General features: G+C 72.6%; 9 protein-coding genes and 1 riboswitch. Of the genes, 6 read left to right on the top strand and 3 right to left on the bottom strand.

Features of this window, described 5'->3' with window-relative positions; genetic code table 11:
- Nucleotides 1-275 precede the first annotated feature (275 nt).
- Complete coding sequence (locus AB0P07_RS02000) at nucleotides 276-1361, top strand: hypothetical protein (protein ID WP_365543705.1); 1086 nt, start codon at nucleotides 276-278, stop codon at nucleotides 1359-1361.
- A 557-nt stretch (nucleotides 1362-1918) separates the two neighbouring features.
- Nucleotides 1919-3499 (top strand): DUF5691 domain-containing protein, encoded by a 1581-nt coding sequence (locus AB0P07_RS01995; RefSeq protein ID WP_365544506.1) that lies wholly within the window; start codon nucleotides 1919-1921, stop codon nucleotides 3497-3499.
- Nucleotides 3500-3848: 349 nt separating this feature from the next.
- On the opposite strand, the gene AB0P07_RS01990 is transcribed toward AB0P07_RS01995, so the two are convergent.
- Entirely contained in the window at nucleotides 3849-4265 is a 417-nt protein-coding gene (locus AB0P07_RS01990; RefSeq protein WP_007444094.1) for a cobalamin B12-binding domain-containing protein, read from the bottom strand.
- A 445-nt stretch (nucleotides 4266-4710) separates the two neighbouring features.
- Here AB0P07_RS01990 and AB0P07_RS01985 point away from each other — a divergent pair, with 445 nt between their 5' ends.
- Both AB0P07_RS01985 and AB0P07_RS01980 read left to right on the top strand, forming a co-directional pair.
- Nucleotides 4711-5706, top strand: coding sequence for an alpha/beta fold hydrolase (locus AB0P07_RS01985; protein ID WP_365543702.1), 996 nt, complete (start codon nucleotides 4711-4713; stop codon nucleotides 5704-5706).
- 258 nt (nucleotides 5707-5964) lie between these two features.
- A complete protein-coding gene (locus tag AB0P07_RS01980) occupies nucleotides 5965-7659 on the top strand; it encodes a peptidoglycan DD-metalloendopeptidase family protein (protein ID WP_365543700.1) in 1695 nt (564 codons plus the stop codon).
- Between the two features lie 88 nt (nucleotides 7660-7747).
- Here AB0P07_RS01980 and pcrA read toward each other — a convergent pair whose 3' ends face one another.
- Nucleotides 7748-10237 carry a DNA helicase PcrA gene (gene pcrA, locus AB0P07_RS01975; RefSeq protein WP_365543698.1) on the bottom strand — a complete coding sequence of 830 codons (2490 nt, stop codon included), beginning with the start codon at nucleotides 10235-10237 and terminating at the stop codon, nucleotides 7748-7750.
- A 252-nt stretch (nucleotides 10238-10489) separates the two neighbouring features.
- A riboswitch (cyclic di-AMP (ydaO/yuaA leader) is annotated at nucleotides 10490-10676 on the top strand.
- Between the two features lie 7 nt (nucleotides 10677-10683).
- On the opposite strand from pcrA, the gene AB0P07_RS01970 reads away from it, so the two are divergent.
- On the top strand, nucleotides 10684-11877 hold the full coding sequence (locus AB0P07_RS01970) for an NlpC/P60 family protein (protein ID WP_365543695.1): 1194 nt from the start codon (nucleotides 10684-10686) through the stop codon (nucleotides 11875-11877).
- Nucleotides 11878-11904: 27 nt separating this feature from the next.
- Nucleotides 11905-12924: a tellurite resistance/C4-dicarboxylate transporter family protein gene (locus AB0P07_RS01965; protein ID WP_365543692.1), complete on the top strand. Its 1020-nt coding sequence runs from the start codon at nucleotides 11905-11907 to the stop codon at nucleotides 12922-12924.
- Here AB0P07_RS01965 and AB0P07_RS01960 read toward each other — a convergent pair.
- Entirely contained in the window at nucleotides 12902-13255 is a 354-nt protein-coding gene (locus tag AB0P07_RS01960; RefSeq protein WP_365543689.1) for a hypothetical protein, read from the bottom strand. The genes AB0P07_RS01965 and AB0P07_RS01960 overlap by 23 nt on opposite strands.
- Nucleotides 13256-13303 lie beyond the last annotated feature (48 nt).

Below are 13303 nucleotides of genomic sequence, written 5' to 3'. Positions count from 1 at the left end.
GCTGTTTCCCCCTCCAGCTGGGCCGGTTCGATCTGCCGTCCACGGTGCACCACGCCACTGACAATCGCCCTGACCTGGGCAAACGCTGTCGATCGGGTCATTGTCAGTGGCGGGATCTACCTTCGATGGCATGGCTCGGCGACGGGTGCCGCCGGACCACAACGAGGGTGTCGGCGCCGGTGTCTGACAAGGCGCCGAGCAGGGCGGGCGACGAGCCCGGCCCGGCGAACGCCGGGGGCCGGGGCGGGGACACGACGAGGGGAGGTGCGAGGGCCGTGCAGGGAGCGAACGGGGAGGGTGCGGTGCCGGGGGCGGAGCTGCCGGTCGGAGGGGCGCGGCGCGTTGACGGCCGGCACGAGCACACGGAGGAGACGACGGCCGCGGGCCCGCCCGCTGCCACGGCCGCGACCGGGGACCCGGAGGCGGCGCGGCGCCGGGCGGAGCGGCGGGCCGAGCGGATCACCGCGGGCGCGACGGAGCTGGAGCAGCGTCTGGTGGACCTCCTGCGCGGCGGTCTGGCCGGCGCCGAGCAGGCGGGGGGCGGGCTGTGGGAGGAGACGGCGGCCCGCATGGTCGACGCCCAGGCGCCCGGCCTGGCCTCGCGCGCACGGGAGCTGGGGTCCATACCGTCGTCGGGGCCCGGCTGGCCGGTACGGCTGCTCGAGGAATGCGCTCTGCTCCACCTGCTCGACCAGGGCTGGTTGCACCGCGAGCAGCTGCCGGACGGCCTGGCGGCGACGGTCCGATCACGCGTGGGCCTGAAGGCGGCCGCGGACGGCCCGCCGGTGCGGGACCGCTGGCTGGTCCTCGCCCAGTACGACACCGCGGACGCCCGGCTGACGACCCGTCGCGTCTGGCTGCACGGCGCGGAATCGGACCGCACGGCGCTGCTCCTCTCCTACGGGGCCGCGGGCCGGGCACCGGAGCTGACGCTGCCGGTGGGGCTGGCCCTGGACGCGGAGCTCTCGGCCTATCCGGGTGCGGGACGGCAGCGGGCGGCCCTCGGCCGGTGTTTCGCGGAGCCCGAGTCCACGCCGATACGCCCGAGAGGGTTCACAACCGCGCAGGCGGCCGTCCGTTACGGCGAGGCCCTCCGCGACGATCCGTGGCTGGACTCGGTGCCGGTGGCCCTGGACCGGGTGGTTCCCGTACCGGACGGCGACGGCTGGCAACTGGCGGACGCCGACGGGGACTCGGCACTGCCGCTCACCCGGACCACGGCGAGCCAGTCGGGTCTGTGGCGGCTGGTCGCCCTGTCGGGCGGTGCGCCCGTCACGGTCTTCGGCGAGTGCGGCCACCGGGGCTTCGCACCGCTGACGGCCTGGCCGGCCGGACCCGGCCCGGCAGTAGCGCTGAGCTGACCCGTCCCGGGCGACGGGACAGGAACGTAACGGAGGGGAACCACTTGACCAGGACGCCCACCCCCACGGACAGGTCCGCACCGGCGGCCACCGCGCCGGGGTCAGCCGTCGTCCCCAAAACCTCGGCACCGGACGACGGGACCGTGGGGTCCATGGCGCCCGAGGCAGGCATCGCGCGACGGTCGGACGTCACACCCACGGTTGGCGCCACGCCCGGGACCGCCGCCGTCCAGGCGACAGCGGCGAACGCACCAGCGGCCGAATCGAGCCGCGATCCCGCGTCCGCCCCCGGACCCGCTCCCGCGCAAGCACCGCCACCGCCGCCAGCACCAGCACCAGCACCAGCACCAGCACCTGTATCGGTAGCGACACCGGGACCTGCGCCTGCACCTGGCCTCGGGCCTGTGACCTCCGCGGCGCCAGAAGCCGCCGCTCCCGGCTCGCCGCCGGAGGGTGTCTCCGTACGGGGGGCGGAGGCGGAGGCGTTCACCCGGTCGGCGTCGCCCCGCCCGTCGGCGGCGGTCTCCGCCCCACCCGAGGCGACTTCCGGGCCCGGCGTGTGGGAGGAGCTGGTCACCTCGGCGCTGCTGGGTACGGACCGGCGTACTCCACCGGGCGGCGAGCGCGGGCCGGGAGCCGCGGCCGCGTTGCTGGACGCCGCGGCCGCGCAGACCGTTCGCCGGCGCGCAGGACTGCGCCCGGCCCGTGCGGCCCGGCGCCCCGAACCCGCGCCCGAGGACCCCCGCCCGCCGCTGCCGCCCGCGGCTGCCCGACGACTCACGATGCTGCTCACCGACCGCCCCGGTACGGCGGGCGGCGGCCGCAGAGGCAGCGCCCCCGACCTGATGGAGCTGCTGCCCCAGTGGCTGGCGACGGCGAACGCCCGCGGTTTCGCGGCGCCGCCCCAAACGCTTCCGGCGCTGCTGGACGCGGCGCGGGGCCGTACGGACCTGCGGCCGGCGGCGCTGACCTTCGCGGGGCCCCGTGCCCTGTGGCTGGCCCGGCTGAATCCGGACTGGCGGTTCGCCCTGCGCGCGACGCACGGTGGCGTTGCCGCACTGCCCGGTTCCGGGGCCACGGAGCGGGTGCGGCGGCTGTGGGACGAGGGGTTGTTCGCCGAACGGGTCGCTCTCCTGGCGTCCCTGCGCGCCCGCGACCCCGCCGGCGCACGCGAGTTGCTCGCGTCGACCTGGGCGACGGAGCGGGCCGAGGACCGCCTGATGTTCCTGGACTCGCTGCGGAGAGGCCTGGAAGCGGCGGACGAGCCGTTCCTGGAGCAGGCGCTGGCCGACCGCAGCCGCAACGTCCGGGCCACGGCGGCGGAGTTGCTGTCGGCTCTGCCGCACTCGGCACTGGCCGCGCGGATGGGGGCGCGAGCCGCGTCGTGCGTGTCCCTCGACCGCACCCTCACCCCGCCGGCGATCGTCGTCGAGGCGCCCCACGAGTGCGATGCGGGCATGGAGCGGGACGGCGTGGTGGCCAGACCGCCCGCCGGCCGGGGTGAACGGTCCTGGTGGTTCGGTCAGTTGACGGAGGCGGCCCCGCTCGCCACCTGGCCGGACCGGCTCGGGGGACGTACGGCCGAGGAGATCGTCGCCCTGCCGGTGTCGGAGGGGTGGCAGAGCGAGCTGCACGCCGCGTGGTGCCGCGCGGCGGTACGACAGCGCGACGGCGCCTGGGCGAGGGCCCTGCTGGGAGCGCCCACGGCACCCGAGGCGGGCGGTCCGGGCGCGGTCTCCCTGGCCGAGCGCGCCAAGTTGCTGGGCACGCTGGACGCCGGTGAACGCGCCGAGTGGGTGGCCGGGTTCATCGCGACGCACGGCCTGTCCGAGGCGTTCCAGCTGCTCGGCATGTGCGCGGTGCCGTGGGCCGCGCCGCTCGGCCGGGCAGTGGTCGACGCGCTCGACATCGCCCGGGACGCCGGTAGCTATCCGTGGAGTTTCAGTGGCGTCATGGGCCTGGCCGAGCGGTGCCTCGACCCGTCGGAGGCGGGCCGCCTCGACGGCCTGCTGGCGCTACCGGACGAGCCGGAGGACGCGTCGCCGGGGGCCGGAGGGTACTGGGCGGAGGCGTTCCAACGGCTGGTCAGGACGTTGCGGTTGCGCGCGGCGATGGCCGAGGAGCTACGGGCGGGGTAGGGAGGGCGCCGCGATCGGTTCGGACCGTGCCGTCACACAGGGCCCGGCAGCCGAGGACGGGGCCCAGGCAGCCACGGCGTGGGCCGGCCCCGGAGCCAGGCACCGCGACACCCACCGACACCGCCCGCGCCCAGGAGCCGACGCCCACCGGCACACGAATCGGCCCACCGGCACACGGCTCCGCGCCCACCGGCACACGGTCTCGCACCCGTCGGCGCACGGCCCGTCGCTGTTTCCTCCCGAGCGCTCCCTCGCAGGGACGCCACCCGCGGCCACGGCGGCCCCGAGGCGGCGTGCCCGCGTCGGCGCCGGTGGGGGACCCGCACCGGCCCAGCGGGCGGCGGCCGGCTTACGCCCCCGCGTGCTCCCGCACGTTCGCCCGCACCCAGTCCACGATGGACGCCGTGGTCGCACCGGGGGTGAAGATCTCCGCGACGCCCTTCTCCTTCAGCGGGGCGATGTCCGCCTCCGGGATGATCCCGCCGCCGAAGACCAGGATGTCCGCCGCGTCCCGCTCCCGGAGCAGCTCGATCACGGCGGCGAAGAGCGTGTTGTGCGCACCGGAGAGGATGGACAGCCCGATCGCGTCGGCGTCCTCCTGGATCGCGGTGTCGACGATCTGCTCGGGAGTCTGGTGAAGCCCGGTGTAGATGACCTCCATACCGGCATCGCGCAGGGCCCGCGCGATCACCTTGGCCCCGCGATCGTGGCCGTCGAGCCCCGGCTTGGCCACCACCACGCGGATCGGACCGGCTGCCACACCCATCACTGCCTCCATGAAGCGACTACATCCATCCGTACCGACAAGTACCGCACACTTCGCGTCTCGCGGCGCGGAGACCCCGCACCACAGCGTCCGGGGAAGTGAACGAACGTTATCTCCAGCATCCCGCAACCGGCAGTTTCGCGGTGGATACAGAGGGGGAAATCACACAGTGGGACACGTTCGCCACGCACCGCTCCGCGGGCGCGGCGGCACTTGCGCACGGAGCGCCGCAGCGAGGGCGGCACAGGACAGCGGCGAACGAGCCTCGGCGCCGTTTCACCACGCAGGCCACGCACACCACGCAAGCCACAGGTCTCACCTGGCCCGCCGGGCTCTGAGACCTGCCTAAACCTCGCGAACACCGCCAATCACTGGTGTCACGGCGCTCCACGAGGGCACACGGGGGACAGAGGCGTCCCTGCGCGTGCCGACAGGAGGTCGGCCCATGAAGGTCACCACGGCAGCACTGCCCCTTCTCCCGCTTTTCCAGCGTCTCCTGCCCGGTCTGCCAGGGCTTCCAGGGCTCCCCGGACTCCCGGCGATCCCCGGGCTCCCTTCGATCCCAGGACTGTCCGACGTGGCAGCGCTTCCGGGCCGGCTGACGGGCCTCTCCCTGACCCTCCTGAAGGCGAGCGCCCTGGAGGCGGCGATCCTCGCCGGGCACCTTCTCCTGTATCCGTCCGGGATCGTCCAGGAGCGCCGGCCGGCCCGGGCACTGCGCCCGACGGACGCCCACGCCCCGCAGCCTTCGCCCCCGACCCCCAGGCTCCCGGCCGCCGCCAGTCCCCCGGTCGTCCTGCTGCACGGCCTCATCGACAACCGCTCGGTCTTCCTGCTGCTGCGCCGCAGCCTGGTCCAGCACGGCAGGCACGAGATCGAGTCACTGAACTACTCCCCTCTGACCTGCGACATCCGCACCGCCGCCGAGCTGCTCGGCCGGCAGGTCGAGGAGATCTGCGAGCGGACGGGCAGCGAGCGCGTCGACGTCGTCGGGCACAGCCTCGGCGGCCTGATCGCGCGCTACTACGTGCAGCGTCTCGGCGGAGACCGCCGGGTGCGCACCCTCGTGACGCTCGGCACTCCGCACGCCGGCACCAAGGCGGTCCCCCTGGCGAACGCGCACCCGATCGTGCGCCAGATGCGCCCCGGTTCGCCGGTGATGGAGGAGCTGACCCGCCCGGCGCCCGGTTGCCGTACGCGGTTCGTCAGCTTCTGGAGTGATCTGGACCACGTGATGGACCCGCTGGAGACGGCCTGCCTCGACCATCCCGACCTGAGCGCGGAGAACGTACGGGTGAGCGGCATCGGACACCTCGCGCTGCCCGTGCACCCCGCCGTGGCCACGGGGATACGGCAGGCGCTCGACACCGCCGAACCGGAAACGGAAACCGAAACGGGCACGGGACCGGGCAAGCCCGCCGGCGGAATCACCGTCGCCTGAGACCGAGCACCAGGCGAAGCAGCAGCGGGAGAGACAGGGGCGGAGCGAGAGGGCGGAGCAAAACGCGAAACAACCCGTTCGGACTCGAACAAAGGTCGAACACAAACTCAAACTCGTGCCCGCCCTCCCCCGGAACACGGCCGATTGCCCGTTTCCTTCGCACACGAAACCTGCGGAAGATTGTCGCGCCCGTATACCGCCGGGTACAGTCGCCGCACTGCTCTCGCAGCCCCTGTTGTCGAGGCGAAAGAGAAGTTGGTGAACGACCGTCACCCGTCGGGGACCAGGAACACCCCGGCTTCGGCTTCCGACGCCGCTTCGGCGCACTACGCGTCGTACGGCACGGGGGAGGCCCAGTACGGCGACCTCACCACGTACGACGGCTACGACGCCACCGGTTTCGCCACCGGCGGTTCCGAGACCTCGGCCTTCGACGCGGACCCCCTGTTCGGCAGCATGCCGGGGCCCTACACCGGCACCCACGAGACCACGGGTTCGTACGACGCCACCCAGTGGTCCACCGGCGCCGCGCAGACCCTCCACTACGACGCGTACGCGGCCCAGCACCAAGCCGCTTACGACACCGGCGCCTACGACACGACGGCCTGGACGGCCGGGTATCAGCAGTCGGGCTCCGTGTCGCCGCAGACGACGGGCACCGAGGCCACCGGGCAGTGGGACACCGCCGCCTGGAGCCCGCCGGACCAGTCGGCCGATCCGGCCGACGGGACCCAGCAGTGGCAGTGGGGCACGCAGACCTTCGAGACCGGCACCTTCGCGACCGGCACGTTCCACACCGGCACCTTCGCGACCGGCACACACGACACCGGCACGCACGACACGGGCACGCACGACACGGGCGCATTCGAGACGAGCGCCTTCGCGACCGGCACGTTCCACACCGGCGCCTTCGCGGGCGGTCCGGTGGACACCGGCGCCTATGACGCCACGCAGTGGAACGCGGACGGCACCGTCACCGACGTCGTCGAGGAGACGGCGCGGCCGGCCGAGCACCCCGCGTCCGACGCCGCCACGCCCGACGCCGCACCCGTGACCGGGGACACTCAACCGCCCGATTACGAGGGCGAGTTGGCAGCCACCGGTGAACTCCCCACCGTGACCGCCCTCCTGGACGACCAGGAAGAGGTCACGACGGCCCCGCGGATCCCGGCCGCACGCACCGGCTCCCGCGCCGGGGCGCGTTCCCGTCGCCGCCAGCCCGCCAAACGCTCCGCGCTGCTGACCATCGCGGTGCCCTCGGCCTGCGTGATGAGCGTCGCCGGTATCGCGGCCGCCTCCGTCGGCAGTCTGACCGGCGACGAGGGCACGGACAGCGCGGCGTCCGCACCGGACCCCGGCAACGCGAAGGCCGCGCCGGTGAAACCGTCCGCCGCCAACAACAAGCTGGACACCCAGCTCACCAGCCTCGCCGCCGGAGCCGACGACTTCGCGGACCGCGCCAGCCGCACTCAGGAGCGCATCGACCTCAAGGCCGAGCAGGCCGCCGAGAAGAGGCGCGCGGCGGAGGAGGCGGCCCGCAAGGAGCGGCTGCGCCCCAAGTTCGCGCTTCCGGTGGAGCAGCACGGCCTCAGCGCGTACTACGGGCAGGCCGGCATCAACTGGATGTCCGTCCACACCGGCATCGACTTCCCCGTGTCGTACGGGACGAAGGTGATGGCGGCGACCGACGGCACCGTGCGGACGCAGTACAACAGCGCGTACGGCAACATGATGATCGTGACGGCGAAGGACGGCACGGAGACGTGGTACTGCCACCTCTCCAGCTACCAGGTCCCTTCCGGTACCACCGTGAAGGCGGGCGACGCGATCGCGTTCTCCGGCAACTCGGGCAACTCCACCGGCCCGCACCTGCACTTCGAGGTGCGCCCCGCGGGCGGTTCGTCGATCGACCCGCTGCCGTGGCTGCGCAGCCACGGCATCAACCCGACGTGACGCCGTAACGTCTCAGCAGTCGGCCGGGCGGTGACAGCCGGCCCGGGCAGGCGCCCGGAGCCTCACCGCACCGCCCCGCGGCACGTCCTCAGAGCTTATCCACCGGCGCGTACCGCAGCAGCAGCCGCTTCGGCTTGGTGTCCCCGAAGTCGATGGTCGCCTCGGCGTTGGACCCGGTGCCCTTGACCCCGACCACCGTGCCCAGCCCGAACTGGTCGTGCGTGACGCGGTCGCCGACCGCCAGCGAGACCGTCGGCTGCTCGGCGCCGGCCGACCGGCGGGTGGCGAAGCCGGACGCGCCCGACGCCGAGGAGCGGGAACGGGACGAGGACAGCGAGGCCGCCACACCCGAGACCGGCGCGGAGGGCGCGGGTCCGTTCGCCCCGGTGCGCTTCCACTCCAGGTGGAGCGCCGGGATCTCCTCCAGGAACCGCGAGGGCGGGTTGTACGACGGCTGACCCCAGGCGCTGCGCAGCGTCGACCGGGTCAGGTAGAGGCGTTCGCGAGCCCGGGTGATGCCGACGTAGGCGAGGCGGCGTTCCTCCTCCAGCTCCTTGGCCTGGCCGAGGGCGCGCATGTGCGGGAACACGCCGTCCTCCATGCCGGTGAGGAAGACGACCGGGAACTCCAGGCCCTTGGCGGTGTGCAGGGTCATCAGGGTGACGACGCCGTCGCCGTCCTCCTCGTCGGGGATCTGGTCGGAGTCCGCGACGAGCGCGACCTTCTCCAGGAAGTCGGCCAGGGTCCCGGCCTCCTCGCCCTCGGCCCGCTCCTGCTCGAACTCCAGGGCTACGGCCGCGAGTTCCTGCAGGTTCTCGATGCGGGTCTCGTCCTGCGGGTCGGTGGAGGCCTGCAACTCCGCCAGGTACCCGGTGCGTTCGAGAATCGCCTCCAGGACGGTCGCCGGTCCGGCGCCGGACTCGACGATCGTACGGAGGTCCTCCATGAGCGTGTTGAACCGCTTGACGGCGTTCGCGGAGCGCGCGGCCATGCCGTACGCCTCGTCGACGCGCCTCAGCGCCTGCGGGAAGCTGATCTTCTCGCGCTGGGAGAGGGCGTCGATCATCGCCTCCGCGCGGTCGCCGATGCCGCGCTTGGGGACGTTGAGGATGCGGCGCAGCGGCACCGAGTCCTCCGGGTTGGCCAGCACCCGCAGGTAGGCCAGGACGTCCCGGACCTCCTTGCGCTCGTAGAAGCGGACGCCGCCGACGACCTTGTAGGGCAGACCGGTGCGGATGAAGACCTCTTCGAAGACACGGGACTGCGCGTTGGTCCGGTAGAAGACCGCGACGTCGCCGGCCTTGGCCTCGCCCGCGTCGGTGAGGCGGTCTATCTCGTCGGCGACGAACTGCGCCTCGTCGTGCTCGGTGTCGGCGACGTACCCGGTGATCTGCGCGCCGCTGCCCTGGTTGGTCCACAGGTTCTTGGGGCGGCGGGACTCGTTGCGCTCGATGACCGCGTTGGCGGCGCTGAGGATGGTCTGCGTGGAGCGGTAGTTCTGCTCGAGCAGGATCGTCGTCGCGTCCGGGTAGTCCTCCTCGAACTGGAGGATGTTGCGGATGGTGGCGCCGCGGAAGGCGTAGATCGACTGATCGGCGTCGCCCACCACGCACAGCTCGGCGGGCGGCACCTCGGCCTCCGGCGGCACGTCGACGGGGTGCTCCGAGGCCCCGCCGACCAGTTCGCGCACCAGGGCGTACTGGGCGTGGTTGGTGTCCTGGTACTCGTCGACCAGGACGTGCCGGAAGCGGCGGCGGTAGTGCTCGGCGACGTCCGGGAAGGCGCGCAGCAGGTTGACCGTCGTCATGATCAGGTCGTCGAAGTCGAGGGCGTTGGCCTCGCGCAGCCGTGCCTGGTACATGGCGTAGGCCTGGGCGAGGGTCTTCTCGAAGCCGTCGGCCGCCTGGGCGGCGAAGTCCTCCTCGTCGATCAGCTCGTTCTTCAGGTTGCTGATCTTCGCGCTGAACGACTTCGGCGGGAAGCGCTTGGGGTCCAGGTCCAGGTCGCGGCAGACCAGCGCCATGAGCCGCTTGGAGTCGGCGGCGTCGTAGATCGAGAAGGACGAGGTGAAGCCGAGCTTCTTCGACTCGCGGCGCAGGATGCGCACGCACGCGCTGTGGAAGGTCATCACCCACATCGCGTTGGCGCGCGGGCCGACGAGCTGCTCCACGCGCTCCTTCATCTCGCCCGCGGCCTTGTTGGTGAAGGTGATCGCGAGGATCTGCCCGGGGTGGACGTGCCGCTCGGCCAGCAGGTGGGCGATGCGGTGGGTGAGCACGCGGGTCTTGCCGGAGCCGGCACCGGCCACGATGAGCAGCGGGGAGCCGGAGTGGACGACGGCGGCCCTCTGGTTCTCGTTCAGCCCCTCCAGGAGCGCCGCGGCGTCCAGGGCGGGGCGCGGGGCGCCGTCCCGGTAGTGGGTGTCCCGGTCCGGAGGCACGTCGAACTTCCCGCCGAACAGATCGTGCGGAACCGGCTCCGGTCCGTGATCGCCCTCGGGCGGCGGCGGGGGTTCCTCCTCGTGACCCCGAGGGGTCTGGAGGCTCGCCAGGAAGTTGTCGTCAAAGAGGCTGCTCATCGCTCTCCGAGTCTAGGGTGCCGCACCGACAACCCGGTGCCGCCCCGGAAAATGACCACCACCACCGGCGCGGACACGCCCTGCGACCAGGGGAACCACGAAGAGTGACGCCGGCTATCGCCTCGGAGGCACCTCGCGAAAGGTCACGAAAACGTATCGGGCATATCACCCGCCAACCTTCACAGCGGCCACACGAGTTGGCTACGGTGCGGGGCAGGCCGCTCGACCCCCTCCGGCGAACCTCGCCGGGCCGCGCGGCCTCCGCCGAGTCCGGTCTGCCCGCACGGCACCCGGAGCCGGGGACCCACCGAGACCTTGGGGTGAATCGGCCGCACCGCCCTCGCCGAGACGAGAGGACGGTCCGCCGTAGGGCAACCCTTCCCCGCCACACCGCCCGAACCCGACAGCTAACCCGGTAGGCGGAGCACTGGAAGGAGTCGCCTCCCTTGGCGTCGCACCGCAAGTCGCGTCCCACCGGTCCCCGCGTCGCGGGCATACGGACCCCGGCCCTCGCCACCGCGGCCCTCACCTCCGTCGCCCTGCTGTCCCAGACGGCCAATGCCACGCCGTCGGACGACCGGCCGACCCTCGAGGAGGTCGAGAAGAAGGTCGACGACCTGTACCGCCAGGCCGGGGCGGCGACCGAGAAGTACAACGCGGCCAAGGAGAAGACCACCAAGCAGCGCAAGAAGGTCGACGGTCTCCTCGACGACGTCGCCAAGCGCACCCAGAACCTCAACGACGCGCGCGCGGAGCTGGGCTCCTTCGCCTCCGCCCAGTACCGCACGGGCGCCTCGGTCCCGGAGACCGCGACCCTGCTGCTCGCGGACTCGCCGCAGGACTACTTCGACCAGAACCAGCTGATGGACCGGCTCACCGGGCGGCAGAAGAGTGCCGTGGACGACTACGTCACCCAGCAGTCCGAGACGATGAAGAAGCGCCGGGAGGCCACCGAGAGCCTCGAGACCCTCACCGAGTCGCAGAACGACCTCAAGACGGCCAAGTCGACCGTCCAGCAGAAGCTCGCCACCGCGCGCGAGCTGCTGTCGGAGCTGACCGCCGAGGAGAAGGCCCGGCTGGCGGCGATCGAGAAGAAGAAGCAGCAGGAGGCCGCCCGCAAAGCCGCCGAGCTGGCGAAACAGCAGGCGGAGGAGGCGGCCGAGCGCAAGCGGCAGGAGGAGGCCGCCCAGCAGCAGGAGAGCGGCTCCGGATCCGCGGGAACCTCCGGCGGCACCGGTTCGTCGGACTCCTCGGGCTCGTCGACGCCGGGCACCTCGACCGGCACCAAGGCCGACAAGGCGATCGCCTTCGCCCGCGCCCAGATCGGCAAGCCGTACGTCTGGGGCGCCACGGGCCCCGACTCCTACGACTGCTCGGGCCTCACCCAGGCCGCCTGGAAGGCCGCGGGCGTGACGCTGCCGCGCGTCACCTACGACCAGGTCAACGCCGGCACGACCGTCCCCGTCTCCCAGGCACAACCCGGTGACCTGGTCTTCTTCTACGACGACATCAGCCACGTCGGCCTGTACATCGGCGACGGCATGATGATCCACGCCCCGAAGCCGGGCGCGTACGTCCGCGAGGAATCCATCTTCTACGACGGCGAGTCGTCCATCTACAGCGTGGTGCGCCCCGCCTGACCAGCAGGGTTCTCTACCATCGTGGCCATGCCATCGGCCACCCACCACCCCTCCGCGCTGCGCACCTGGCTGGCGCGGCGTCCACCGGCGGCCGGGGCCGCGGTGATGGCGACCGGCATCGTGTCGGTCGCCCTGCATCTGACGGGCCGCGAGGTCCTGTCCCGGATCGCCCTGGCCCTGGCCTGTGTCGCCTGGCTGATACTGGCCGCGAACTTCGTCTACCTGCTGTTCGCCCACCGGCCGCGGTGGATCGAGCGGGCGGGGACGCCGGGCGCGCTGACGGCCGTCGCCGCGACGACCGTGGTCGGCACCCGTTTCTCGCTGCTGGGCTGGTCGCTGCTGGCGGCGGTGCTGCTGGTGCTGGCGGCGGTGCTGTGGCCGTGGCTGCTGCTCGTGGTGGTGCGGCACTGGGGGCGGAGGATGCCCGGGGCGGTGTTCCTGGGCTGCGTGGCGACGGAGGGCCTCGCCGTGCTCGCCGCGACGCTGTCCGCGGCCACCTCGACGCCCTGGCTGGCGCACGCGGCGCTGGTGCCGTTCTGGCTGGGGATCGTGCTCTATCTGATCGCGCTGTTCCGCTTCGACCTGCGGCAGGTGGCCCGGGGCTCCGGGGACCAGTGGGTGGCGGGCGGCGCGCTCGCCATCTCGGCCCTCGCCGGGGCCAAGCTGCTCGCGGCGGCCGGGACCGGCATGTACCTGTGGAACGCCGACGACCAGGCCGTCCTGCACGACCTGACCGTCTTCCTGCTCGCCCTCGACCTCGCCTGGTACGCCGTGCTGCTGGCCGCCGAGATCGCCTGGCCGCGCCTCGGCTACGACGTACGCCGCTGGTCGACGGTCTTCCCGCTCGGCATGACGGCGGCGGCGACACTGTCGGTGGCCGCCGCCGTCGACGTGCCGTGGCTGGACGCCCCCGGCCGGGCGCTGCTGTGGATCGCAGTGGCCGGTTGGCTGGTGGTCGCCACGGGGGCGGTCGTCCGGGCCCGCTCCGGGCTGCGGTCCCTGGCAGCGGGCTCCGGGGCGGCAGTCAGGTCCACAGCACCGCGATGAAGACGTTCACCAGGGTCAGCCCGCCCACCAGGCCGAACAGCGGCTTTTCCACCTTGTCCTCGTCGCGCTTCACGTAGACCAGGCCGAGGATCACGATCAGCACGGCGAGCTTGACGCCCATCTTGACGTTGTCCACGGAGTAGTCCTGGGCCTGGTTGAGGCCGATCAGGACGGCACCGGTGACCAGCATCGTCAGCGCGCCGTGCAGCATGGCGGGGGTGAACCGGGCCGCGCCCCGGCCCATCGCCTTCATCTGGGTCAGGAAGCCGCCGAGGAGCGCGGCGATACCGATGATGTGCAGGCCGACGAAGATGTGGATGAGTACGTCCATGAGGCCGGAGCCTAATGAGCGCCCGAACGCGCCCGGACACCGGCCCGC

Source organism: Streptomyces sp. NPDC085944, assembly GCF_040686295.1.
Taxonomy (GTDB): domain Bacteria; phylum Actinomycetota; class Actinomycetes; order Streptomycetales; family Streptomycetaceae; genus Streptomyces; species Streptomyces salinarius.
The sequence above is the reverse complement of the archived record's forward strand: the minus strand, read 5'-3'. Positions and strand labels throughout refer to the sequence as shown.